The sequence below is a fragment of the Vibrio porteresiae DSM 19223 genome (assembly GCF_024347055.1).
GTDB lineage: Bacteria > Pseudomonadota > Gammaproteobacteria > Enterobacterales > Vibrionaceae > Vibrio > Vibrio porteresiae.
Map to the genome: position 1 here is coordinate 1,949,628 of NZ_AP024895.1, position 26,232 is coordinate 1,975,859.

Annotated in this window: 22 protein-coding genes; 7 read left to right on the top strand and 15 right to left on the bottom strand. The window is 42.4% G+C overall.

From position 1 onward, the window contains the following. The first annotated feature begins 43 nt into the window (after positions 1 to 43). Together glnT and nikR are read left to right on the top strand one after the other, a co-directional pair. Complete coding sequence (gene glnT, locus OCV11_RS08725) at positions 44 to 1,417, top strand: type III glutamate--ammonia ligase (protein WP_261892251.1); 1,374 nt, start codon at positions 44 to 46, stop codon at positions 1,415 to 1,417. An 18-nt stretch (positions 1,418 to 1,435) separates the two neighbouring features. Further along, positions 1,436 to 1,897, top strand: coding sequence for a nickel-responsive transcriptional regulator NikR (gene nikR, locus OCV11_RS08730; RefSeq protein WP_261892253.1), 462 nt, complete (start codon positions 1,436 to 1,438; stop codon positions 1,895 to 1,897). Positions 1,898 to 2,165: 268 nt separating this feature from the next. On the opposite strand, the gene OCV11_RS08735 is transcribed toward nikR, so the two are convergent. Then, positions 2,166 to 3,542 (bottom strand): IS4 family transposase, encoded by a 1,377-nt coding sequence (locus tag OCV11_RS08735; RefSeq protein ID WP_261892255.1) that lies wholly within the window; start codon positions 3,540 to 3,542, stop codon positions 2,166 to 2,168. 536 nt (positions 3,543 to 4,078) lie between these two features. Between OCV11_RS08735 and OCV11_RS08740 the strand changes: the two genes are divergently transcribed. Then, entirely contained in the window at positions 4,079 to 5,107 is a 1,029-nt protein-coding gene (locus tag OCV11_RS08740) for a HoxN/HupN/NixA family nickel/cobalt transporter (RefSeq protein WP_261892257.1), read from the top strand. Between the two features lie 189 nt (positions 5,108 to 5,296). On the opposite strand, the gene OCV11_RS08745 is transcribed toward OCV11_RS08740, so the two are convergent. From OCV11_RS08745 to OCV11_RS08755, 3 genes are all read right to left on the bottom strand, one after another. Further along, a complete protein-coding gene (locus OCV11_RS08745; RefSeq protein WP_261892259.1) occupies positions 5,297 to 7,102 on the bottom strand; it encodes an ATP-binding protein in 1,806 nt (601 codons plus the stop codon). Next, positions 7,103 to 8,296 (bottom strand): hypothetical protein, encoded by a 1,194-nt coding sequence (locus OCV11_RS08750; RefSeq protein WP_261892261.1) that lies wholly within the window; start codon positions 8,294 to 8,296, stop codon positions 7,103 to 7,105. 214 nt (positions 8,297 to 8,510) lie between these two features. Further along, positions 8,511 to 8,801 carry a type 1 glutamine amidotransferase family protein gene (locus OCV11_RS08755; protein ID WP_261892263.1) on the bottom strand — a complete coding sequence of 97 codons (291 nt, stop codon included), beginning with the start codon at positions 8,799 to 8,801 and terminating at the stop codon, positions 8,511 to 8,513. Between the two features lie 61 nt (positions 8,802 to 8,862). Here OCV11_RS08755 and OCV11_RS08760 point away from each other — a divergent pair, with 61 nt between their 5' ends. Then, a complete protein-coding gene (locus tag OCV11_RS08760) occupies positions 8,863 to 10,365 on the top strand; it encodes an MACPF domain-containing protein (RefSeq protein WP_261892267.1) in 1,503 nt (500 codons plus the stop codon). A 394-nt stretch (positions 10,366 to 10,759) separates the two neighbouring features. On the opposite strand, the gene OCV11_RS08765 is transcribed toward OCV11_RS08760, so the two are convergent. Continuing rightward, entirely contained in the window at positions 10,760 to 11,797 is a 1,038-nt protein-coding gene (locus tag OCV11_RS08765; RefSeq protein WP_261892269.1) for a hypothetical protein, read from the bottom strand. Between the two features lie 664 nt (positions 11,798 to 12,461). Continuing rightward, complete coding sequence (locus tag OCV11_RS08770; RefSeq protein WP_261892271.1) at positions 12,462 to 12,803, bottom strand: hypothetical protein; 342 nt, start codon at positions 12,801 to 12,803, stop codon at positions 12,462 to 12,464. Positions 12,804 to 13,439: 636 nt separating this feature from the next. Here OCV11_RS08770 and OCV11_RS08775 point away from each other — a divergent pair. Continuing rightward, a complete protein-coding gene (locus OCV11_RS08775; RefSeq protein ID WP_261892273.1) occupies positions 13,440 to 14,270 on the top strand; it encodes a CPBP family intramembrane glutamic endopeptidase in 831 nt (276 codons plus the stop codon). A gap of 106 nt (positions 14,271 to 14,376) precedes the next feature. Here the strand turns inward: OCV11_RS08775 and OCV11_RS08780 are convergent, their stop codons facing one another. The 4 genes from OCV11_RS08780 to OCV11_RS08795 form a co-directional block, all read right to left on the bottom strand. Then, positions 14,377 to 14,499 (bottom strand): YHYH domain-containing protein, encoded by a 123-nt coding sequence (locus OCV11_RS08780; RefSeq protein ID WP_156430482.1) that lies wholly within the window; start codon positions 14,497 to 14,499, stop codon positions 14,377 to 14,379. Positions 14,500 to 15,046: 547 nt separating this feature from the next. Continuing rightward, entirely contained in the window at positions 15,047 to 15,835 is a 789-nt protein-coding gene (locus tag OCV11_RS08785; RefSeq protein ID WP_261892276.1) for an outer membrane protein, read from the bottom strand. Between the two features lie 301 nt (positions 15,836 to 16,136). Continuing rightward, positions 16,137 to 17,222: a DUF2235 domain-containing protein gene (locus OCV11_RS08790; protein WP_261892278.1), complete on the bottom strand. Its 1,086-nt coding sequence runs from the start codon at positions 17,220 to 17,222 to the stop codon at positions 16,137 to 16,139. Positions 17,223 to 17,316: 94 nt separating this feature from the next. Next, on the bottom strand, positions 17,317 to 18,429 hold the full coding sequence (locus tag OCV11_RS08795) for a glycosyl hydrolase family 18 protein (protein WP_261892280.1): 1,113 nt from the start codon (positions 18,427 to 18,429) through the stop codon (positions 17,317 to 17,319). Between the two features lie 518 nt (positions 18,430 to 18,947). Between OCV11_RS08795 and OCV11_RS08800 the strand changes: the two genes are divergently transcribed. Further along, positions 18,948 to 19,490, top strand: coding sequence for a fascin domain-containing protein (locus OCV11_RS08800; RefSeq protein ID WP_261892282.1), 543 nt, complete (start codon positions 18,948 to 18,950; stop codon positions 19,488 to 19,490). Positions 19,491 to 19,814: 324 nt separating this feature from the next. Here OCV11_RS08800 and OCV11_RS08805 read toward each other — a convergent pair whose 3' ends face one another. The 4 genes from OCV11_RS08805 to OCV11_RS08820 form a co-directional block, all read right to left on the bottom strand. Further along, entirely contained in the window at positions 19,815 to 20,945 is a 1,131-nt protein-coding gene (locus tag OCV11_RS08805) for an NAD(P)/FAD-dependent oxidoreductase (protein ID WP_261892284.1), read from the bottom strand. Between the two features lie 114 nt (positions 20,946 to 21,059). After that, positions 21,060 to 22,454 (bottom strand): FAD/NAD(P)-dependent oxidoreductase, encoded by a 1,395-nt coding sequence (locus OCV11_RS08810; RefSeq protein ID WP_261892286.1) that lies wholly within the window; start codon positions 22,452 to 22,454, stop codon positions 21,060 to 21,062. Continuing rightward, positions 22,447 to 22,752: a (2Fe-2S)-binding protein gene (locus OCV11_RS08815; RefSeq protein WP_261892288.1), complete on the bottom strand. Its 306-nt coding sequence runs from the start codon at positions 22,750 to 22,752 to the stop codon at positions 22,447 to 22,449. The genes OCV11_RS08810 and OCV11_RS08815 overlap by 8 nt, the downstream gene beginning before the upstream one ends. A gap of 42 nt (positions 22,753 to 22,794) precedes the next feature. Next, on the bottom strand, positions 22,795 to 23,196 hold the full coding sequence (locus OCV11_RS08820) for a Rid family hydrolase (protein WP_261892291.1): 402 nt from the start codon (positions 23,194 to 23,196) through the stop codon (positions 22,795 to 22,797). A 299-nt stretch (positions 23,197 to 23,495) separates the two neighbouring features. Here OCV11_RS08820 and OCV11_RS08825 point away from each other — a divergent pair, with 299 nt between their 5' ends. Next, the gene (locus OCV11_RS08825; RefSeq protein ID WP_261892293.1) at positions 23,496 to 24,368 is read left to right on the top strand and encodes a dimethylarginine dimethylaminohydrolase family protein; all 873 of its coding nucleotides are present in this window, start codon (positions 23,496 to 23,498) and stop codon (positions 24,366 to 24,368) included. 106 nt (positions 24,369 to 24,474) lie between these two features. Here OCV11_RS08825 and OCV11_RS08830 read toward each other — a convergent pair whose 3' ends face one another. After that, complete coding sequence (locus tag OCV11_RS08830) at positions 24,475 to 26,025, bottom strand: amidase (RefSeq protein WP_261892295.1); 1,551 nt, start codon at positions 26,023 to 26,025, stop codon at positions 24,475 to 24,477. Positions 26,026 to 26,232: the final 207 nt, after the last annotated feature.

Here is a 26,232-nt window from a genome sequence, read left to right on the forward strand (position 1 = left end):
GAACGCATTCACTATTTCCCCAACGGGTAAGGATACCAAGATAATGTCACAGCAAGCCCTATCTGCAGAGCAGATTGCCCAAGTTCAAAACGATCTCAAACAGAAAGGCGTTAAGTACTGCATTGGTGCTTACGTCGATATTCACGGCGTGCAAAAAGGCAAAGTGGTCCCTATCGACCACCTACCACAGATGCTCAAAGGGTCAGAACGTTACACTGGCTATGCCCTTGATGGCCTTGGCCAAGCGCCCAATGATGAAGAGCTGGTTTCTGTGCCAGATTTAAGCAAAATCATCCAGTTACCTTGGGAGCCAAAACTCGCGTGGATGCCAGCCGACCTGCATTTTCAGGGCAAACCATACGAGCTGAGTACCCGCGTGGCATTGCAAAAGCAGATAGCAGAAGCCAACGCACTGGGCTTTGGTATGAACCTTGGCATTGAGTGTGAAATCTACCTGCTCAATCGCGATGAATCGGGCAAAATTTCCGTTCCACACCCACGCGATAACCTGACTAAGCCTTGTTATGACATGCAAGGATTTATCGATAACTTCTCTTGGCTCGATAAAGTGGCGACCACCATTAACGAGCTTGGTTGGGATCTCTACTCTTTCGACCATGAAGATGCTAACGGTCAGTTTGAGTTCGATTTCAAATACGCCGACGCCCTTGAAACCTGTGACCGCTTAACCTTCTTCCGCTTTATGGCGAAACACTTTGCCGACGAAGAGGGCTTGATCGCCACCATGATGCCGAAACCGTTCGCCAATAAAACCGGTAACGGCGCGCACTTTAATATGTCGCTCTATGACATTGAAACTAAGGCCAATCTCTTTGAGTGCGACCCAAAAGAGGACCCACGCGGTTTAGGCTTAACTGAACTCGGTTACTACTTTATCGGCGGCATTTTAAAACATGGCCGCGCTCTGTGTGCCGCGTTCGCACCTACGGTCAACAGCTATAAACGCTTAGTGCGCCGCGGAGAAATGGCGACATTCTCATGGGCACCAGTGTTTAACTCTTACGGTTCTAATAACCGCACTAACTCAGTGCGCGTTCCTTTTAATGGCGGACGCTGCGAATCGCGCAACGCCGATGGCGCAGTCAACCCCTACTTGGCGTGTACCCTTGCCTTAGCTGCTGGATTGGACGGCATTCGTAACAAAATCGACCCAGGTAAACCGAACGAAGATAACCTTTACGAAATCAATGATGCAGAACGAAGAGATAGAGGCATTGAATTTCTCCCGCATACGCTGCAAGATGCCATTAATGCGTTTGCAGCGGATCCTCTCGTCGAACAGGCGCTAGGAACAGAACTAAAACAAGAGTTTATCCGCTACAAAACCATGGAGTGGGAAGCGTACCATTTGACCATCAGTGAATGGGAACTCGAACGCTACATGGATATGTTTTAAAGATAAGAAGGGACTTGCATGGCACAAAACGTCGATAAATCTTCTAATTCGGTTAGCCGCATCAGTGTCTCGATGGACCCTGATGTGCTCACTGAGTTAGATGATATGGTAGAACTTCGCGGCTACAGCAGCCGCTCTCAGGCGATCAGTGACATGGTGAACCAACAGTTGATTGAGCAAAAAGCGCAACTGGGCAGCAATGTCATGGTTGGCACCATTACGCTCTTTTATGACCGCAATACCCGCGGCCTACAAAAGCGTTTGAGCGACTTACAGTTTGAGCACATTGACGAAGTGATCAGCTCGCTGCACGTACACCTGACCGAAGACAAAATCATGGAAGTGATTCTAGTCCAAGGCCCAGCGATTACGCTGCAAGAGATCTTAGACAAATTCGCCATTCTCAAAGGGGTGATTTCAGCCAAACTGCAATTAATGGCCGAAGCCAGCGCCATTTTGCCGCCATTGCATGGGAAGTAAGCACTCAACACGTATTTCTCTATAGGTAGTGCTCAATAAATTCACCACATTCTCAATCCAGTTCTCCCCCTAGCTTTTTCAGGGGGAGTTAAAAAAATCGTGCACCAAAGACAGCAATACCCGCGAAACCCCCTGAACAAATAAACCCCAAAATATCTCGAATGCCGTAATCTGAGTACCCGAGATAGTCGCCAAACTCCCCACATTCTCGATCCGGTTCTCCCCCTTGGGTTTTAAGGGGGAGTTAGAGCTGTCTCTTGATCACATCTCAAAGATCTAGAGACTTGGCAAGCAAGTAACCTTCAAGGATGGTTTGCAAAATAAACCATCCTTCCCAAAGCCGTTCCCAGCCAACTCGCCCGTTGCGTTTAGAATCATACCAACCGGCTAATTTCCCAAGATTAATGTATGCCCAATAGAGACTCGGTGCTTTCTTTGGCGGCTTTCTCTTTTCCTGTTTTGACCACAGGATCTTCCAGCTTTGAGGACTCAATATCATTTCACAACTCTGTTTCTCGGCTTCTTCTTTGTTCAGCCCAAGATAACGAAGTTGGTGCAACCGAACGGCAATGAAAGCCAGTATGACAACCATTCGCTCCAAGTTTTCTTTGCTTTGCATTCGTAAGTTTTCAACCTGAGTTCCACCACTCTTCCACGCTTTGTGGAACTCCTCAATTAGCCACCGCTTTTCGTAATAATCTAATATTCGTTCGGCCTCTTCTTTTGAGCGGACTGGCTCTGATGTGAGAATATGCCAGTTGAGACCTTTTTCCTGTTCACGCTCCTGACAGCCTACATAATAAAGCTCTACAGGTTCTCCCTTTTTGTTGGATGGAACCTTCACTGTAATGGGGGCGTAGCGAACTTCACACACAGCTCGTCGTGCCTTACGGCCGCCTTTTTGTCTGACCTGAACTGTTCTCATACCTGCATCAGTTAAGGACGCGCTGTACTGATAAAGTTTATCTTCACTCTCCAATATGCAGCGACTTTGCATCGAACGAACGACAAAACGTTGTTGATTAGATGTTTTGTAAGCCAAATATTCAATAAGGTCGGCTTCTCGGTCACACACGGAGATAATCTTGCTCATCCCTTCGCCAAGGCGAGTTTCCATAGCTCGAGATGCGCGTTCCCATTTGTAGCTCTCTTTTTCAAGATACGGTCTTTTCGCATGATTCTGACTCTTGCCGTAATCTTTGATATTTCGAGTCCAGCGCTCTTGTTCAATAAGACCAACGACATGCTGCTCGTGTGGTGCAAAAAGAAGGACGGAGTGGGCGAACATCCCTCGGGAGTAATTATTCGAGGTCGTATGCCCCATGTCTCCCCGGACAGTTGAATGGGAAAATTCAAGTGAAGTGGTATCTTCCAACGCCAGTAAGCACTCATAGTGCTTCGTATTTTCGACCGTTGCGGCAAAACCAGCCTCGGCAATGGCTTGAGGGTCAATGGCTTGATTGCGAGTAAAGCGATAAGCAGCTTCAATATCAGCGGGAGATTTCAAAGATTGCACAAGTGATTGTCCTAAATGATTAGCCAAAGAAGAGGCAAGTTGTACTAGGCGCTTGGAGCGACGGCGATCGCCTAACTCGGAGTGGTGAAAGGTATCTCTGGCCCATTGCTCTGTATCTGCTGAAAACATAGTAACCTACCTCAACTTGTCAGTTTTTGTTGAGATCAATCAGTGAGATAAAAGTTCAAAAAAATCCCTCAATTTTTATCGAGGGATTTGTGTAGGAAAGTCAGGAGTTAGAGGGGGATCCTGCGCAAGAGCCAGCAATATCCTCGAAAATCGCCATACCAATAAATGCCAAAAATATCTCGAATACCGTAAGCTCAGTGCCCGAGATAGTCGCCAAACTCTCCACATTCTCGATCCGGTTCTCCCCCTTGGGTTTTAAGGGGGAGTTAGAGGGGGATCCTGCGCAAGAGCCAAAAAATCCATCAGAATCATTACCTAAGCCTAAACTGATTTACATCATACTTTTTAGGGAAAACTGCATACCGGGCTAGCGATCGACTAGAGCCAAGCGTATATTGCCCTAAACCATATAAAACAAGTGGTTATTAGGAGACAGTCTTCTCTACTCTCGCAGAGGATGCCAACGCACCTCTACCCTAGTACTTATCACGCTTTTACTGCCCTCTAATAGCTCAGTTACAACGACTTAGAGGGGAATGCTAGTGTCTCACTGCTACTCAACGCGAACCCGCGCCCGTTTACTACTGATTAGCCTTGCGCTGCTCAATGCTGCGATTTGGATTTGGGCATTTTCTGTCTTTGGCGCTCATCCCGCCTTGATTGGCACTGCGGTGCTCGCATGGACCTACGGCCTACGCCACGCGGTCGATGCCGACCATATTGCCGCGATTGATAACGTAACCCGCAAAATGATGCAACAAGGCAAAGAGCCAGTTGCGGTGGGAGCGTATTTCTCACTCGGACACTCATCGATTGTTATATTGGCATCATTAGCTGTTGGTCTTGCTACCGCCCAATTTCGTCACGAACTCAGTTGGTTTCAAGATGTCGGCGGCACAATTGGCACCTCCGTTTCGGCGCTGTTTCTATTGATTTTGGCGTTGATCAACTTTCTGATCTTTAAAGATATCTGGAAAAAATATCAGCAAGTCAAACAAGGCAACACCAACGTACTGAGCCATGAGTTAGAAGAGCCATTAGGCGGTGGAATGATGACATGGATTTATCGCCGCCTGTTTCGCTTTATCAACCACAGCTGGCAAATGTACTTAGTCGGCTTTCTGTTTGGGTTGGGCTTTGATACCGCGACCGAAGTGGGACTGCTGGCGATCTCCGCCACCAGCTCATCCAACGGTTTACCCCTAAGCACGATTATGGTCTTCCCTGCTCTGTTCGCTGCGGGCATGGCGTTTGTCGACTCCGTCGATAACGTCATTATGGTAAAAGCCTACAGCTGGGCATTCGAACAACCGTTTCGTAAGCTCTATTACAATCTCACTATTACCGCTTCCTCATTGATTGTCGCCTTGGTGATCGGCGGCTTTGAAGCGCTAGGTTTACTTGTCGAAAAAGGCCACTGGCACTCCACTTTCAGCGATTGGGTAATGAGCGCCAACGACCAACTCGGCGATATCGGCTTCTGGATTGTCGGCATTATGATCGCCTGTTGGGTTGTGTCGCTGCTGAACTACCGCTTGCGCGGGTATCATAGGTTGGTTGGGTGAGGTTTTGGTTGTGGGGGTTGTGGGGAAAGGTGAAGCTGGGGCTTCACCGGGAATAGTTTTTCGGCAGAATCGACTTAGAGTGTTAACCCCAAGCCATTCTCTTTGGATAACCTTTGTTTGGGCAAAGCGAAGTAGACTATATTTTCGTACTACGATGATAACTTTAACGACTCTGGGCAAAAAACTGAGCTATACCTCTTTTTTATCAACAAGTCCCCAGAGTTCAGCAAGATCAACATCATCACTAGCAGGACGGCTTTCCTTGCTCTCGATGTAATCTACCTGCATTACAATCGGCAAATCAAAAGCAGTGCCAGTTACAACACATGCTCCTTTAGATAGGTTCGGTATCAAACTTTTAGACATTCGGTCTAGCGTGCTAATCGTATTGTCTATAAGGAACAAATCCTTATCATTGACAAGCCTATGTATAAAGAAGTTGTGAAGTTGAGACATTATCGTTGGCGAGATGTCCGCAGGTCTCTGACTTGATAGTGTCAGATACATCCCAAACTTACGCCCCTCTTTGATGATTTCTTCGAACATCTCGAGTCTGTAATCTTTCCAGATCTCGTGCTCTCTATTTGACTGTTGCGACAAAATGTTATGTGCTTCATCAATAATGAAGTGCAACGTATTTTTAGGGGGCGTATCGACATTATCTCTGTGTTCTTGATAAAACATTTTCGCCAACAGCAAAGGCACAATCTTCTTAGTTGCTTGATTGCATCCTCTCAATGAAACAACATTCAATAGCTTGAACTCATCATTTACATTTTCTTTGACGATAAAGATTTTTCTTAGGTCATTCACTGCACTTTCAACTCTCTTCAAAAGAGGTTGTATATGCTCAAATTGAATGTACCCGTAAGATAAATCTCTAAGCAATTGAACATTAATCCTCACAATTAGTTCATCTAGTGCGTCAATTTTCGATATATCTAAACCATTTAATATTGGTCTTAGATTACGATTAAACTCGCCATCAGTACCAAAATTATCCCACAAAGTTTTTCCATCAACTTTGCAAGCGAATTTTTCCCCTTTGTCATACCAAAATATGTCATTAAGCTTTTTTTCAAGAGGTTTGCAGGAAAGGTGAACTGCAATAATCTTAAGATGAGCCAAAGTCTCTTTGTTTTGTGCTGTATTAACAAAACACAAGTAAAACGTACCTATGATGTAGTCCTTTAAGTCTTCACCATTTTTATGATCTTTCATTCTCCGTTCAATAACACGATTGATGAATGGAGTTTGAGTATTGGACGTTGCTTGAAACAACAAAGCCAATATTTCTGTGTTCCACAATTGATCACTTGCTAATGGTAACTTTTCACCTATTTTTTTACCCGTACTTAGGTTGAATGATTTTTTGTTATCAGGGTTCTTGATAAGCTGGCTACCAGTGTATTCACCGTTAAAATCAATTAAGAGAAACTGACTTTTGTCTTTTAGTTTTTCTTCAAAATTGGAAAATAGCTCCGCATACAACCTAGTGAGCGTGTTGGATTTTCCACTACCCGTGTTGCCGAAAATACCAACGTGGCTATTAAAAATCTTGTTCCAAGGAAGTGACACAGGTAACTCCTCTTTCAAGGTTTTTCCTATTTTGAATGTACCATCGGTTCCCTGACTGAAAACACTGATCACTTGGCTCTCGTTAAGCAGATAAGCTTTGTCTTTGATCATCGGCATTAATTTGATGCCGTCTTTAAACTTACTCTGCTCAAAGTACCCTATGGGCTTGGCTTCTACTTTACGGATATATTGAATTTTTTTGTCTTCTAGTTCAAATCGGTTTTCATCCAGATATTCACCTTCAACAATACACACAATGAGACAAAATCCGCGCTTAATGCCAATGTATTCACGTATAGAAATTCCCTTATACTTCTTTCCATCGTGAAACATAGTTTCTAAGCTTGATTCATCAAAAATGCGAAGAGTGATTTGAGTACCACGAACCGCAATGACTTCACCAACGTTAATGCCCATTTAGTCGTCATCCCTAAGCAAATCCGCATTGAATACATCTTTGTTAAACTTAGTGAAGTCTAAGTTTTCACCGTCGAACTTTATGAGTTTGACATTCTTATAACCACTAAAGTAGCCATACATAGTTTCATGCTCTTTATCATTAAAGCAACAAACGAATACTTGTAGTGTGTAGTTAGACAGAGAACGTTTAATCAAGTTACGAATGTGCTCGTCAGCGAACGAAAAAGCGAAACTAATTAAAATCGAATTTTTTTCTTCCAAATGATAACTGAGTAAGCGAAGCATTTGGTAATAATGCTCCTCGAAGACAGTTTCATTAAACTTCCATTTAGTTGGGTTGACGATAGGGAGTTTATCGTAAGAACTCCAAAATGCAGTTCGGGTTCCTTCATTAATCTCGACTTTAAGGTCGAGTAAATCTTGTGTTGTTTTGGTTTCATCATTCAGAATTTCACTTAGCTGCTTAAGGCTATCGCGAGCTTCTTCTGGAATTGCCACGGCAGTGTCAAGGAAATTGTACTCTACCTTGATAGTGTCTTTTAATTTACGCCAATAAGCAGAGCCATGCAGATTGATAAAGTTGATTTGCGGTATATCAGATGAGTTTCGTCCGAACACCCCTGATTGACAAACATAATTATTGAAATTGCGTGCTGATAGGGTTCTTTCGAGGAAGCCACTTGCTCCGTCATTGATGTTGAATTCAAGATGCCCATTCTTAATCATCTTGTCTGCTACTAATGGTATACATCCATCGTAGTTAGTAGTGAAAAGGTTACAACGTCTTTGAAAATCACTCTTCTGTTGTAACAGCCTCACGATAGAGTCAATGAAAATTTCATAATTTTCGATAGTCTCTTTTCTTAGTGTTATTTTTTCACAAACTTTACACTTAGCGTCGTTCGTACATTCTTCATCATGAGGAATATAGATATCACTGAGCTGAAACTTACCTACTGGTTCGATGATGTTTTCGTAGTAGTACATAAATAGCAAAGCGTGATGACTTTTATACTGTTCCCCAAGCTGATCTAGCTTAGTTGCGAGTGTCTCAATCGTTTCGTTTTTTTCTTCATTATCAGAGTCTTTTAGGGGCAACCATAGAGTTGGGAATAGACCACTAGAGGCTCCTGCACCAATAAGAAAGTTAAGTTTGTGTTGATAGATATCGTTTAAAGGTATAGTTGCCATTTAGACTCGTTACAGAATTGATAGACGTATTGTTTCATAATAAATCTATTAGATAAATTCAGTCAAAGAGTTGCGTGAATAAATAGCACATATATCCTCTGAAACACAAAAAGAGGCAATTTCGTGCGTTCGAACCTCTAAAATTAAGCAGAAAAAACACGTTTAAAAGGTTGTTTATGACTAATTTAAAGATGTGTTTTCTTTATTGTGTTTGTTAGCAGTGGTACGGATAGTCCATTTGCTTGGCAATCTTAATTCGCGCATCCTTTCCGGCTAATCGCTCAACCAGAAATAATCCCAAATCAATAGAAGACGATACTCCCCTTCCGGTCACTACATCACCTTCATCCACTATGCGGCTATCATGTACCGTTTTGCGGTACGGTGCTAACTCTTCGAATGCATTATGGAGTAGTGGCATAGTTAATTTGGCTACTACATCACAACTTACAACCAAACGCGTATTAGAGCCTGCATCGGTCTCTTGACGCTCTTTAACAAACAACTATGCTTAATGTTGCATATTAAACACTTACTTTTCACTCACAGTTATATGAGGTAATGCAATGACTATATCCACTGTTTCTGTTGTTGGAGAGGTTAAAGAACTAACTCCAAGATATGACAATACATCCTCCCGATTTCAATCTGGTAAGGAGCTCCAATTACTACGCTTAATGCAAAATCTAACCGAGAACTATCTCGTAGGTGTTGAAGCTATTGGTGCTGGATATGATGTATTTGGAGATTACGCATCCGCGAGTAGTATCACCTACCAGTTATTTGACTGGAAAAAAGATAGAACTAACGAAGTATTGTTCAAGAAGGGGACCGTAGTACCGCAGAGTATTGACGTCCAGCAGCAAGATCTGGCCTCATATCGAAATTTTTCAGGAAGTAAAATAAGCACATATCAAGACGAGCTGTCTGCATCAGCAAAAATAGAAGGGGCCTACAATCTCTTTTCAGCTTCTGTCTCTAATGATTTTAACTCTTCATGTACGAGAAATGCGGAATATGAATTTTCAAGGATTCAGCAATCCATTGAACTGTGGTCGCTTAAAGTAAAACCTGACTACAGTGCTCTTAGACACTTGCTATTCGAGAATGTTCGCACTGCAATTGACAACGCAACAGATAAAGCTGCCTTCAATACTCTTTTTAGAACCTATGGTAGTCACTTCCTTACTGGAATGATTGTGGGTGGACGTGCAGTATTCTCTTCTTCCACAAACAAGGTAAGTGTAGATAAAACCTTTTCTAATGAAACAGCCGCTCAAGCGACCTATCAAGGGTTAACTGGGCAACTATCTTCTGAAGCAAAGCTAAAATATTCAACGTCCATTAGCAGCTTTCAAGAAAATTCCGAATCTAAGAACTTTGTCCAAGGGGGAGATGCGATCGCTGCTAGTAAGGTTTTTTCTGGTGATAAAACTGATTTTAATGCCTGGACTGATACAATTGCCACTTCTCCTGACTTGATCGATATTACTCATAATTCTCCATTTACAGGAATTTGGGAGTTATGCAAAGATAATAAGCAAAAGCAAGATATGCAAAACTACTTTGAACAGGAATGGGGTCCAGATGAATCTAAGAAGAGACAGATTCTTGCATCATATATTGATAGCCTAATAGTGATATATGGAAAGTCGTCAACTATCGTCCCCCCATTAGGATATACAAAAATTCCCAACGATTTAAATAAGGGCGCTGGAGGTAAATTCATTTATCTTTGCTACAGTAAATATACGCCCAAATCCACATACGATCATAATATGCCTGACTGCATTTCAGACATAACGACGATCGTAGGAGAGAACGCATCAGCACCAGATGGTTACACGAAGATAGATATAGATCTAAATATGGGCGCCGGTGGGAAATACATATATTTGTGTTATAAAAAAGAAAAATATAATGATGAGATAGCAATAAAGGATGTTACCGTGATTAGTGGTAGTAACAGCGATTTGCAACCTCCATATGGTTTTACAAAAGTCCAACAGGACCTCAATGAGGGCGCTGGTGGTGATTTTATTTATATTTGTTTCTCTCGAGATGCATAACACTAAATTAATGGTAATGTAAGTTATAGCGCAAGTGGTATTTATTTTAGATTAAAAACTTGCGCTAAATAATATTTATCATTTAGCGTGATTTTAGGCTGAATTAAAATAATCACATAAATAAAACAAACACTCATCATAATTATTAAAGATAACGAGGGTCACGTCTCGCATTTTGATAATCATAACTTTCCGTAGGGCAAACCTATACTAACAAGGCATTCATTAACGATATCGCTAACTTGAAATTGGCAATTCCGTGCGTTCGAACATCTCAAATTAAGCAGAAAACACACGTATAAAAGGTTGTTTATGACTAATTTAAAGATGTGTCTTTTCTTTGTCGTGTTTGTTAGCAGTGGTACGGATAGTCCATTTGGGAGGTAAAAATTAATTAGCGCTTCAAATCCATTTCCTTTTTGATAGCGTCATAGGTCTCAACAAATTTTGTTGTTGGAATCTCTAACCTCATTAATTTTGTTCTGAATAGACCATTCTCGTCTTTTACGCCGTATCCGGAAACACTAACGTCCATATTCAATGTATTGTTAAACATCTGACTGCTCTTCATTTTGTCATAGAATTTCACCACCTCACTAGGGGCGGAAATGAGAAAGGCCAAAAATATACCTACCTCGCCATTCCCAGCACAAGTCACAGAAGCGTTGATATCTCTGGAAAAATCCGACGCTCCCAATGGACGACCTTCCGTTGACCACATTTTGATTGGTTTTTCTTCATTAGCAGGAACGCATATGTTTTCATCGAATTCCTCAATGGTAATAAGTATATAGATAGTATCACCCTGTTCATAAGGTGAAACCGCTAATATCTCTTTATCACTAGCGCTGAAAGCTACATTTTTTCCATAATATCCAACTAAGCGAGACCCAGTGTAATTACTGCCTGAATACTTACTGCCACTTACTCCGCTTTGGGCTACCCACCCGAAAAGTCCATCGTATTGTAAGCCCGATCTCTTGCCATTACTGAGCGTTCTTCTGCGGATCAATACTTCCCCATCTTGTTTGTAGGACGTACGAGTTGTAGTTCCATTATGGGTTTCGTACAATTTAAAGTCTGGTTTTCCATTAGGGTAGTACTCAACTGTAGATTTGTCTTTTACCCCTCGGGACATGCTTAAGAAATCTAGCGGTGTCAAATACGAAGTTTCTTTCTTAGTGTTGCCTGAGGGATACAACTCTTTTATTGATCTTATATCATCCCCATTATATTGGGTTATTTGGGTAAGTGCCCCATTTTCATCATACGCTTCCACTGTCCGGTGCAGTCCAATACTGGTGTATTTTTCCTTAATAATCCCCGACTCATAATAGTTAGTTCTGACTTCTTCTTTTAATCGGGGAGAGCTCTCGCAGCCCGTTAGTATCACTGCACCCAATATGCATATTGTTAATTTTTTTCTTTTCATTGAAATCTCTATAATACGTTGATCTCTATCATTTACTATTTGAACGATATAGTGAAATCGATAACAAATTAGAAGTTAGTTTAAATACTCTGTACAGTGAGTGGTCATCGATTAGCTCAGAGGTAATCTTCGGAATGTAGATCTGTCATTCGTCTAAGCACAACATTTCCTATATTTTTCTTATAATCAAATTGAAAATGTATCATATCTAAACATATAAACTTTGCAAATAATTACATTAGCTATGATTAGCGAAATAATAACGCACGCAACCATAATAGGTAGCCCACAGTGTCCTAGGCACTTTTAATAGGTCAATCAATGACAAGATTCACATGTCCTAAATTTGGTGCTGACAAACTGTGGAGCAATTCCTACGCGCGAACATCTCAAATTAAGCAGAAAACACACGTATAAAAGGTTGTTTATGACTAATTTAAAGATGTGTCTTTTCTTTGTCGTGTTTGTTAGCAGTGGTACGGATAGTCCATTTGCTTGGCAATCTTAATTCGCGCATCCTTTCCGGCTAGTCTTCAACCAGACTAACTCCCCTCTAGTTTGGCTACATCATCAAACAGGATTAGGCGCAGTTCCGGTATTCGTGTTAAAAATGGCAACGCTAAATACAAAAAAACTTCACCTGATAGCAGGTGGTGTAGCGTATTTATCTACAAGGCGGATATTTAGCCTGAATGAATTTCACCATCAGTATGCCCGCAGGGAAATCTTTGAACTTTTGTTGCGCCGGCTGACGTGCCCAATCGTACATTTCATCAAACTTTTGCCCCAAGTTCAGTTGGTTATATTGATCATGGCAGTATGACTCAATGGCTGCTGAGGACAACCCCGCTTCCACGCCCCAGAAAAATAGCCTGCCAGAATCGGGATCACCCTTGGAGAGATCCACCCACTGCCCGAATGTCACGCCTATCGCCGACGATGAAAATGATGCAGAACATAGTGATAGCAATAGAACAAACTTAACCAATTTTGAATAAATTTTCATAACAACCTTAACAAAACCTATTTAACTCACTTTTATATTTCAATTACCAGATGAGGAATTAGTATTAATATTCTTCAAGGTTATTAAAAGTAAACTAGTTGCATAGCAAGCGTCAATTACATAATTTAAATTCAATCAGTTAAATACAAGGCAAGCAGAAAACACACCAATATGATAAGGCTCTTCGACAGCCCATAAGCCCCCAAATAAATTACCTTCAGCGCCAATTCTTTAGCCTCCCCCCTCTAACTCCCCCCTGGTTTGGCTACATCGTCTAACGGGATTTTATTGCAGGGGGGAGAACGGGTTTTTCGCTTGGGTTGTAAACACCGAGAGTAAATCAGCAAGATAGACTGCGTAATCAAAAGTCAGGATAGGCACGTCATCATGGTGAAAGCCTACAGCTGGGCATTCGAACAACCGTTTCGAGAGCTCTATTACAACCTCACCATCGATTGTCAGGACAGACACCTCAATCAACGGTCAAAGACAACAGACACTAATTTATAAACTCGAAGCAAGATTTCCCTCTTCAAATCCAACCTTGCTGGCTTTTCTTACCAATCAGCGATTTATTTCTGGTTGGAAAAGGGTTATAGATTAAGCACATGAGATAGTTCACCAGCAAATTCGATTATGCCTTTAGATTATTCAGCTTCAATTTGGATTGCCCTCGCCTTGGCGGTCATTTCTGTTTTTGTTCGTAAAAATGGCGTCGCCTTGGGTTTACTGGGTGTTACGTTGGTTTTGGCTGTGATCTTTGAGCGCCTTACGCTATCAACGGGATTGGGGATTGGCGTCATGCTGTTAGGCGCATGGAAACTGGGACACTTCGCGCCGCGCTATGCAGTGCCCAGCGCTATTTTTGTGATTGTTTGCTGTCTCGCCCTGTTTACCCATCACGTTCCCGGATTTCATAACCTGCTTGTGCTCGATAAGGTGGTAACAGGGCCACAAAGCCGACCTTTCACCATGTATTTAAACCTCGATAAACCTTTGGCACTGTTTATTTTGCTATTGGCTTATCCCAAGATTCTTGGTCAACACGCAGCGCCTAACATCAGAGCTATCGCTATCACTGCCATTTCGCTCTTCTGTTTACTGCCGATTGCGGTATGGTTAGGCGCGCTTAAATTTGAATTGTCATTGCCAACGTGGTGGTGGCTCTTTGCCATCAATAACTTGCTGTTTACGTGCGTGGCTGAAGAAGCGTTGTTCCGCGGCTACCTGCAACAGCAACTTTGCAGAAAATTGGGTTTAGTCGCAGGCATTGGTATTGCCAGCATCCTATTTGGACTTGCCCACTTTGCCGGAGGACCACTATTTGTGGTATTCGCGGCCTTAGCCGGCCTCGGCTATGGCTTGATTTTCTATTGGTCACAACGCTTATGGGCAGCCACACTTGCGCACTTTGCTTTTAACTTTCTGCACTTAGTGTTTTTCACCTACCCGATAGCGATCGGTTAATGCGCCGTTTATGAGAAGAATTTGTGTATCACTGAATAATTGCGTTGTCGTTTTGGTCACAGAGCACTAGGGCTAGCGTTATCTGCTAGCCCTGTCGAATTGCAGTTTAATGACAATGATAAGGTTTAGAGCCAGCATGACATCCATTCTTGTCAGTGCCACCAGAATGAGCGATTGCTGGCGAAGACATGATTAAAGCGATAAAGAGTAAACCAAGTGACTTTTTCATAGAGATCCTTTTACCAATTAGTTGTTTGTAGGCGTTATTTTCATCAATAAAAATCCAGTTGCATATTAGCTATAGCGGCACTTGGAATGTATGCGCCAACTTCTTAATAACTTTATTGTCAGCATTGTGCATATAATCACCATTAATATGAAACCAATACAATCATTACTAATGATTATACATTTAACGTAAAACTCGATAGGTACATAACAGCGCGCAAATTCTTTGGCTTCCCCCCTCTGACTCCCCCCTGGTTTGGCTGCCTCGTCAAACGGAATTTTATTGCAGGAGGGAGAAAAGGTTTTTGCGATTGGGGGTATGTTTCGTTGACCAAATTGGCAGTAAAACACGCACTTTAATCTAATTTCTGTACGAACCAACACCCTATTAGCAGGACATACACCTCAAACAATCTGCAACTCAACATGATCTGCAATATCGGTATTTTGGCTAGCGAAATTATAAATACCTGTTGTGAAGCATCACTGCTGAAATACAGTTCAAACATTTAGTAATAAGTCGTGTTGTAAGTTAGTGCAGTGTTTCCTTAAAATCTCCTGACTAAGACTAATCTTACATTGTGACTTATGAAGTCTACTTTATGGTCAATAATTGCTGTATATGAACCATTAGCATTGAATTTCTGTGTTTTATCGACAACATTAGGATAGTAATTAAAAACATAATCGCCACGTAATGACCAATTATCATCAATCCTATACGATAAGCCAATATTGGAAGAAACCCCTAACTCAGTAGAATTATCCGTGTATTTTTCAGGTGATGTTACATGGGCTGACGACCCAGTTTCAGAATACGTCATGCTGTATTTAAATTTGCTCAGCGATGGTCCGACACCAACATTAACCATAAAATCATCAAAAACGTAACCCATTTGCAATCTAATACTGAAAGCATACATACTTTTCACTGTTGTTTTAAAATTATACTCAATTGAAGAAGCAGTATTATAACTAGTTGGACCTAATGTATTAGATTTATCGTAATCATAAATTGTTAAGTCAGCTTCGACACCATATAACCATTGTTCATGTTGCAAGTTATAACCAAGTATTAAAGAACCAGTAGCATCCAATTCATCAAGATTTTTTTGAAGACTTGGATTAACCTGTTGTGGGTCACCATCTGTGAAATAACTATTTGAGTCACCAACAACAATTTTATTTTTTGGGGATACTGCATTATATTGAGCACCTAAACCTACCCCACCGTATAGTCCTTCCCATTGACTGCTCTCTGCTGCATTTGTACAAATGCTAAAGAGTGTAACAGCAACAAAACAAGCCAATTTAGTATAATTTTTTTTCGTTTTCATTTGAGTGCACCTTAACCATAACTAAGTCTATAAAGTTTAGTCGACATTTTAATTTTATGAACGCTATAGCATATAGAATTTCCCCACTGGTTTGGCAGCCTCGTTAAACGGGATTTGGGCTTGAGGGATGTTCAGTTGACTGAATTTGGCAGTAAGTTCATTTGACGTTGGCGCTTCACGCATTGGTTTTGCTCGATAGAGATTGGCGTTTAAACCCAATCATTAATAGCGCTGCTTGGTGGTTAACTGCTGTGCCCTGCTCCATATGAGAGATGCCCTCTCATATGGAAGCGTCTTCAGTTTAGTTTTGCAGGATCTGCGGATAGTTTTCAAAGTTAACCGTCATTAACGGTTGTTCACTTTTGTCGACATACGTTGGATTGTCAGGGGCATACTTCAAACTCTGATCTTGTCGTCTTAATGCAACTGAACTATGAACGTATTGGTCGGTATAGTGCGGATCTAACATAGGGCGTAACACCGGAGTGCCATAGAGCTGCGGCAGCATGACTTCTTTCTTAAAGGCCGCGTAGGAATCGTGAAGCTCTGCGCTAAAGTCGTTTTCATCGATTTGAAAATCTTCGACAAACTCAAGACCAACACCTTGAGCTTTATCTATCATCCACTTCAACGGAATGCGCGATAGCTTGTCGTTATCGGGATATCCGCCGCCAATATCTTGGTGACAGCCAGCAAACCATATCTGTTCCATTTTGGTATTGGGTGAGTGCTTGGTCCAAAGAACGGGTTCAAATGCAAATCGATGTTCATCCACTGCCAGTGCATGGTAGGCATTTAGAACATTTTCATTGAGTTCGGTATCGAAGAATCGGTATATCTCTTTATCGAATTTCTCAGCATCTTTGTTTTCGAGCGGAAAACCAAGCGCTGCGACGGTGTCAAACACACCTAAAAATGTCACGCAGTGGCTGTTTTTCACTGTTTCTACCATCTCAAAGACTTTTTCGCCGACTTTCGATACTTTGTTTCGCTTGGTCAAATAGAAACCATAGGCGATTTCCGCCATTCTTCTGAGGCCGTCTTTGCCTGCTTTTTTGCGGTTAATGATACCGACATAGTTAATCAGAGAAGCTAAGGCTCGAGCCTCATACGCTCCGCGACTAAATCCGAAGATAAATATCTCATCTCCCTGATCATAAACTTCCGCAATCGAGGCATAAGCGTGCGTAATTTTGCTTGAGATATGCAGCCCTGTAGCGTCTTCTACGGCGTCTAAGAATTTGTCTGGATGTGTGGCAATTCCAGTGAAATAGGTAACAACCTGATTGTCATTGTGTTTAATAAGATTATTGAGTTTGTTGATATTGGTATTATTCGCCGGAACATTACTTGTGCCATCTAATAGAATCACTATCTTCTTGCTCATATTCATTCCTTTATTTTTGATGTCATGACACGAAGCCATACCAACATAATTCTGCTATTGGTATGGCAACAAATCATTGGCTCTAATTGACTCGCTACATCGTGCTGCGTTGTTGTTGGTCGCTTTCGATGACTTCATTAAAGCCATTAACTTGCTCACTCATAGTGAGACTTTCGCTGTTCGAACCCATCGCCCATAGGAATACGCCCCCAAAGCCATTCCTCGCTTCCCATTCAGTCCGTTTGATATTTTCTGCCTGTGACTGAACAAAACTACCCTCTGGGCTCCATTGTTTATTGTTGGTCAGTCCCAATACTATTTTGGATTTATCCCCTACTGCCGCAGCGTAATTATTGAGTGCAACGCAATAGTTGAAATTTTTCCCTGCGTCGTAGGCCATAACGTCAAAGAAATTAAATAGGTTTGCTGATTGCTTTAGTAAATCAGTGACTTCCCCATTGTGTTCGGAACGTCCCTCTTCTGTATAGGAACATCCATCGAAAACAGTGTTACTAGAGCACGCCACCGGGTCGGCACCAACATGATAGGTGGTTAAACTCAGCATGGTTTCTGGTGCAGTGAGTTCTCTAATGCGCTGCGTAAGTGCAAGTAAGTTGCTACTTTCTTCAGCGCTAATGCGGCTCGATTTTTCAAAATCAAAATCGAAACCATCGATCTTTACGTATCCCGCCAATTGATAGTTGGCAAAGTTACAACTGCCGTCGCTATTGGTATTTAGGCATTCTCCCGCCAATTCCTGTTGCGTTAGGCCCTTCTTATAAACAGGGAACGATTGAGCACTCAAAGCGACCAGATTTTTTGCCACGATTTCACGCTGTTCAGGGGTTTGAATTAAATCCCAAATCGCTTCATAGGTTTGACCGCCAAAGGCAATCATTACGTGCTTTTGCGGATTCGATAATTTCCATTGGGTCCAAGCCTGATAGCTTGGTGGCAACCAATAAGCATCATATTTGGGAATATCTGCAATAGCGTCGGATGTCACGATGTTGCCACTCGAATCCCACTTACCAAATGCCAATAGCATGACATCCGCTTTGGTCAGATTGATTGTCTCTGGCTCAGAGACTCCCCAAGATGTTAGGTATGTTACATATTTAGGTTCACTATCCGCTGCCGGTGCGAGAGCGCTTATCGATAAAAGTGATAATGCACCTAGATAACTTAATGTGCTTTTGATGTTCATATTTCCTCTGAATATAGCCGATGTTAAGTACCACCAATACAAAAGTAAAAACGACCCTGTAAGGATAGTCACAAATCACGGATCATGTACAACTATGTGCATATACACTTTCAATGTCGTATTATTTTTATCTAGCACAAGATAGTCTTATTCCAGCACCACCAAAAACTATGAAACAATGATTTTTTCAAAGTCACCTCATTGTTTTTCGGAAATTTTTGTTGCCATATTATTTTAATTAATTATCAGAAACACCTATTAATATTTGCAACATTAAAATTAGGACCATCACAGTGACTAGAACATACCTGAAATTGGGTAATTAATAGCTGGGACATAATATGTAACTAATAGAGACATAAGAAGTCCCATGACAAAAAATAAAAACACGAAGAAAAATTTCAATAAAAACATCTATCATTAAACACGCTATATGAATTATTCATATGACTATTTTTACGTGAAATATACCTTTTAAAGATAGTTTTTAATAATTATTGAAAATAAGGATGAGAAAAATGGCAAACATTCCAGTTTTTATTAAATCTAACCAGTTTCCAAAATGTTTAGTTAGAATGGCTAGTGAAGATAATCCAGTTACGAAAAGTAGTGGCTTGGGTACAGTAAACTGCCAAATGGATCAGAACAGCGTATCTAAAAATCCATGGGAAGTATTTAACTTGATTCAAAATGATGATGGTACATTCTCTTTTGAATCTAACCAATTTCCAGGTAACTACCTACGTATGCGTGGTTCTACAGAGCCTCAACAAACAGCACCCGGTTTTGGTACGGTGAACTGCCAAGGGAAAATAGGTAGTTATGAGAAATTTAAAATAGAATTAATTGATGAAACTGATACAGGTATATTAGTTTCAATTGAGTCTAATAAATTTCCAAGTAATTATCTTCGAATGGCTGGTGAAGATAATCCGACTCCAGTTGGATCTGGTTTTGGTACAGTTAACTGTCAAGCTTCAGTTGGACCATACGAAAAATTTTATTTAGTCCCAACAAAAACGGTTTCTGCAAGTGCCATTCTAAATTTAATTAAACAATAAAATTCATTTTATAAAGGATTACATTCTGTTTTTAGTGTAATCCTTTATTCATTAGTTGATTTTAAATACACTAACTATATGTTTTTATCTTAACAAAAACAAAATTAATAACATGCGTATTTAAAAAATAATACTTAATTATTAATTTACCCATTAATTTTTAACGGTTATTTGATTGTATTTAATAATATTATTGAGTTTGCTTATATGCTGGCAAAGCCTAATTGAGCAGATGCAAGGAGCAAAAGATAGAGGTGAGATGAAATGAAAAAGGTGAAGCAAAACTTCACCTTATGCAATGATTGGGGGTTTGATCGAACTCGCTTACACCGCTAACTCGGCAAAGCGTTCATAGCCCAGTTCGCTAATATCGATCGACGGGGTTTCGTCGTTGGCGAGTTCGGCTAATACAGTGCCGGCAGAAGGCGAAATACCAAAACCGTGACCAGTAAATCCACAGCCGAGAATTAGGCCCGGTAAATCATCGACTTTGCTGATGACAGGTACTTTGTCTTTGGAATAGTCGATAATCCCTACCCAACTGCGCACGACCTTGGCGTGTTTTAAGGCGGGAAGATAACCGAAGATCCCGCGACATGTTGCTGCGGTGGCTTCAATCGGTGTGTGATCAGAGGCTTTATTAACTAAGCTGGCATCCAAGGAAGAGCCGCCGCCAAAGATAAACGATCCGTGAGTGGTTTGATGCCCGTAGAAATCGGCCATTGCTGTGCCGAGCATTTGGTAGAACATTGGCGGCTGCGCGTCGGTGATCAACGTATCCAGTGCAACAGCAGAGATCGGTACATCAATGCCAACGGTTTGAATAATCGGGCGGCTTGCTAATCCAGCGGCGACGACAATTCGGTCGGCTTCAAATTCACCACTTTGCGTCACGACTTTTCGTACTTTGTCGCCAACCATCACCAGCTTTAACACGCTTTGTTCAGTGTAAAACTGAACACCACGTTGGCGCGCCGCATTATGAAAAGCGAGCGTGGTTTTGAGAGGATTGGCGTGACCATCGGAAGGACACCAACTTGCGCCAATCACTTCATCGGAAAGATGCGGACAAATTTCACGTACGTCAGCGCCGCTTACCATGGTCACATCAAGTCCCTGCCCGACCGCTGTGGCGGTTAACCCTTTTAAGATATTGATATGATCGTCGGTTTTGCCTAAACGCAAATTCCCTTGTTGGTAATACTCGACGTCGGTTCCGAGTTCTTCAGAGAGATGAGGCCAGAGATGTTTCACGCCGTACATAGCCAATGCCAATTCGCGTTTATCGCGCCCCGACTGGCGAACGCCACCACCATTGCGACCCGAACCACCGTAACCAATCACTTTTCCCTGTTCTAACACAATGACTGAGCGACCTTTTTTCGCCAGATAATAGGCGGTTGCACAGCCGATAACTCCTGCGCCAATAATGATGACATCTGCGTTTTTTTTCATTGTCGTTCTCTCTGCAATGCGGCGAAAACCATGCCTCGATCCCGCCATTCCTTATTGCGATTTCGTCCTTGGCAATTCAGCCTTCAGCAATACCATGCTGATACAACTAAACGATTAATTTTTTTCACTAAATTGCATGGTGGCGTACTGTTCGATACTCAATGGTTTGATTGGCGTACGAACGTGTAGCGTTCCGGCCTCTTTGATATCGATGTTGCAACTTGCCGCAATCATTTCTGTGAGCGTAGCACCACACATTCGGCCTTGGCATGGCCCCATTCCTGAGCGAGTTTTGCCTTTGATTTGCGCTGGATGACGAGCACCTTGGGCAATTGCCTCACGGATTTGTCCGGCAGTGATCTCTTCACAACGGCAGACTAAGACGTCATCCTCCACGGGATTCAGTGTCTGGCGATTGGGCGGGAAAACGTGGTCTAAAAATGGGCGAATCGAGCGATCCCGTTTGAGCTGTTTACGATGTTCAACCGCTAGGCTCTCGCGCTCTTGAGCGGTGATTTTGCCAAGTTGGTATGCCGTATTGATCGCCGCTAAATGCCCTGTCGATACAGCGATAGGACCGCCGCCAATACCTGAAGCGTCGCCAGCAATCGCCACCCCATCCACACTGGTTTGGCCCCATTCATCCAGTTTTGGTTTCCAGTAACGCTGCGGCTCATACCATTCATGTTCGCAATTAAGCGCTTGGCTCAAACGTAAATTGGGCACAACGCCTTCATGAAGCAGCACAGATTGAGCCGCAACTTCATGAGTTTTACCGCGACAGCTAAAACGAAAGCCTTCCGCCTGCTGATCGCCTATGACCTCAAGGTCGCGACAGCCGATATAAAGCGGAACACCTGCACGTTTGAGCTTTAGTCGCATCTGTAAGCCTTTGATAAGGTAATTAACTCGCGGCCAGGCTTGAGGAAGAAAAGGCGCTGCTTTGAGGTAGTCTTTAAAACTAGCAGTTTCGACCATGGCAGCAATATGCGCACCGTTATCAACAAGATGGCAAGCCGCAAGAAGCAACAGTGGCCCGCTACCTGCAATCACCACTGGACCTTCGGGAACCATATCCGCAGATTTAAATAGGATGTCGGCCGCCGCCGCGCCCATCACGCCGGGCAGCGTCCAGTTTTTCATCGGCACTGGGCGTTCAACCGCGCCAATGCTGACTATCATGCGCTTGCTACAAACTCTATGAGTAATCCCTTTACACAGCAAATCAAGTTCAAACTGATTGGCAATATTAAGCACTGTCGTGCTTGGCATATAAGTCGCGTTGGAAGAGCGAAACATCTCCACCAGCGGCTTTCCAGCAAAGTAGTCTTTACCTAATGTATCGATATTTTCTGCTCGGCTACGTTCCATCGAACGATAAATCTGCCCCCCCGGCTCTGGCTGTTCATCCACTACCAGTGTATCGAGGCCTAAGTTAGACGCAGTGACTGCCGCAGCCAGCCCGCCGGGGCCTGCACCAATAACGATAAGATCGTACATTTTATCCATTTGCGGCCACCTTTTTCCCAATCTGACGGTTCACCACCATGCCTTCGTGAACTAATGTGTTACACGCTTGCTGATTAGGAACGCCGTCGATTTCCATAAGGCATTCAAAGCAGACTCCCATCTGACAATAACCTGCACGATGCGCGCCGCTAATAGGCGAAGTTCGGTTATATCCCATTCCAGCAGCCATCACTGAGGCCAAAACGGTTTCACCTGCTGGGACTTGCAGCGCTTGACCTTCAAAGGTAATCGTCACGAGCTCTGCTTCAGGTCGATTTTCATGAATTCTTTTCAGCATACTCAACTCCTCAACGCTCCAGAAGAACCCTTACTTCTTGGACTATTCGCTACAAAGTTCGCAGCCGATCATCGCTTCAAGTTCAATTTCAACTAACTGACTAGGGCGATTAAGTTTGGGAGTTTCGACCATGGTAAACAGTGGGCGAACGTCTTTAAAAACCGCACTGTAAGCTTGCGCAACGTCTTTGCCCAAAGCCATATCAGTAATGTAAGCCTTTATTTTGTAGACATCTTTTGCTTCAGCGCCAGCGCGCGCTAGTAGCCCAATAAATTTTTCGAAGATAAATTGCGCTTGTTCAAACGCGGTAGAACCGGATACGGATCCATCTGGCAACACAGCGGTTGTGCCACCAATGTGGATTTGATTACCCACTTTGACCATACGCGAATAACCAGCTATCTCTTCTAACGGCGCACCAGATGAATAGTTAATACGTTGCATAATCTCTTCCCTTATTTGTGTACAGCTCATCCATGAGATTCAATCGACGCGCAAAACATCAGCGCACTCATGTCAAACACGTTCTTATTACCATCGATACTAGGGAGCCGGTTTATGCGTGTATTGTATTTTTGCGACATCTAAGGCTTGTGACGAATTCAAAATCTCCTGTTCGGGTTATCTCGCAATTTGAGCGATGAGCAACATCCTCTCAAACGAAATTAATCCATTTGCATATCCAAACTTAACAGCATAGAGTAAATTCAATGAGTTACATCAAAGAGACTAAGGAAGGAATAATGAGTGAATATGGATGCCAATTGATGGCCGAGCCAATGACCCGAGTATTAATGCGACGCCCGGGCAAAAGCCTCTTAGCTGCAGACAAAACGACTTGGCACTACAACGACTATTTCGATGCCGAAAAAGCCATTGTGCAATTTAATGAGTTTGCCAAGTTAATTGAAGCGACTGGCTGTGAGATTTTGTGGTTAGAAGATAACGATGATGGACTTGCCGATGCCATGTTTACCCGTGATTCGTCGCTAGTCACTAAGGCAGGTGCTATTGCACTACGTATGGGTAAAAAACTGCGTGCTCCAGAACCTCAAATGCACAAAGACTTTTACGAAACCGTGGGCATTCCAATGTTAGGTGAACTTACTGGTGAAGCGCGTATTGAAGGTGGTGACCTGATTTGGTTAAACGAAACGACACTGCTTGTAGGAATGGGGTTTCGTTCCAATGAAGAAGGAGTAAAACAGCTGAATGCTCTATTAAATCCCCATGGCATTCAAGCGTTAGGATTTGATATGCCTTATTGGACAGGCGAAGACGCCTGTTTGCATTTAATGTCGGTAATCTCTCCTTTAACCGAGACTAAATATCTTGTTCATCCTCCTCTGATACCAGCACGTCTGTGGCGTATGCTTCAAGAGCTTAATATTGAACTGGTTATCGCACCAGAAGAGGAATTTGCTGATTCTTTTGGCCTTAATCTGAATGTGCTTCCTACCTCACCCGATCACTGCATCATGATTGAGGGTTTTCCTAAAACTAAAGCGGTGATGGAAGCGCATGGAGTTACAGTAACCACCTTTGCCGGAGATGCCCTTTGTATGGCATGTGAAGGCGGTCCAACGTGTCTGACTAATCCGATTTTGCGTGGGTAATCAGCGAGTAATAAGAAGCTCCCCACATAACTTGGGGGGAGCATCGCTATCACACTGAGCATTTTTAAAATGCACTACACCGCTAATACCAGACGTAACCTTGGGATTAAATTTGAGGCAGTTTCTGATTATGTGTAGATTCTTCAAACGCTGCTGCTAAACCTAATAGTTTTCCATCATTAAAACGATCGCCCAAAAAGCTCAACCCAACGGGAAAGTGATTTGAAAATCCAGCAGGAACACTGACAACAGGTCTACCTGTATAATTTGCCCAACCACAATGCGTTCCAAGTTGTTTAGGATCGATTAATGTAGCTGGATCTTTTTCTACATCAGCTGGAGGTAAAGAAACCGTCGGATAAATCAGGGCATCCAAATGATACTGTTTGTAAAGTAGATCAACACCTTTTGCAAAAGTCTTACGACTCTCAACTGCCGCATTAAACGTTTTTGGATCGAGTGGTTTGTTGTCACTTGCCTGAATCCAATCTTTCGCTATTGAGTTCATGTGAGGACTCGCTGCAATAAGATCACCATAGTTAAGTACATCATATGGTTTTGTTTTTTCTTTGAGCCCAGTAGGAATAGTCGCTTGCGTTCGAGAGAAGTAGTCTTCTTTACCCGAATCGTCCCAATAATTTCCTGAACCATAGTCCGCCCACCAATCTGCTGGTATATGGATGGGCGTTATGATCGCGCCTTGTCCACGCAATTCATCTAGCGCTTTTTGCATTGTGGCAGATATTGCTGGCGTAATCGCGATATCAGTTTTCCACCCACCAAAAGGGGCGACTACATAACCCAACACCTTCCCTTTTAGGGACTTATTGTTTGTTAATGAGGTTAAAAGTGATTCATTGAGGTGATGCCCTTTAGTTAGATTATCTTGTGGATCTTCTCCCGCCATAACATCCACCACCATTGCAGCATCTACGACATTTTTTGCTAAGGGACCTATTGTATCTCCTAGGCGGTTATAATCGATTCCCGTTCTTGGTACTAAACCGGGTGATGGTCGATATCCTACTAGTGAAGTAAATGATGCAACATCCGTTATTGAGCCACAAGATTCTGTTCCTAAGGCAACCGGAGCATAACCCGCTACAACTGAAGCGGCAGAACCACCACTTGAACCATTAATATTCTTGGTCCGATCCTGCGGGTTATAAGTTCGACCACCTACACTGGACACTGTATCCCAAAACATAGCAAATTCAGGCATATTGGTTTTTCCCATCACCAATGCACCAGCCTTGATTAATCGATCAACCGCAACAGCATTATATTTGGGTTGATAGGTTTTTAAGGCTTCAACACCATGGCTAGTTGGCATAGCTGCTGTGTTTATATTGTCTTTTACAAAAATGGGAACACCAGCTAAAGCAAGCTTCGCTTTATCATTAATCGCATCTAAGGCTCTCGCTTCTTCTTCCACATTCGTATTACGCGTTAAAATGGCATTAAAACCTTGAGTCGAACCTTCAATGGTATCGATTCTATGTTGATAAGCTTTGACTAACGCTGTCGCTGTAACCTTGCCATGTTGAACGTCATTTACAATCTCTTGAACCGTGTAATGTTGTAAATCCTCAACTGCATAAGCATGTCCTCCGAAAAAAATCATACTAATCGCTAAACTAAGTGCTTCCTTTCTCATGTATTACTCCTTACGAATTGGAGTAATATCCACAGCAGTTTCCATGCCAACCTTAAAAGACACAAATTGTCGCCATAACAACAAAATTGACCATTAATCAATCACTTGATTGACCACTTCGGTGCAGATTGTTGTTTATAGTGCAAATCTGACTGCTTAAAGTGTTTGTATCTTATTCTTTTCGTTAATCGTTAGAACATACGAAAT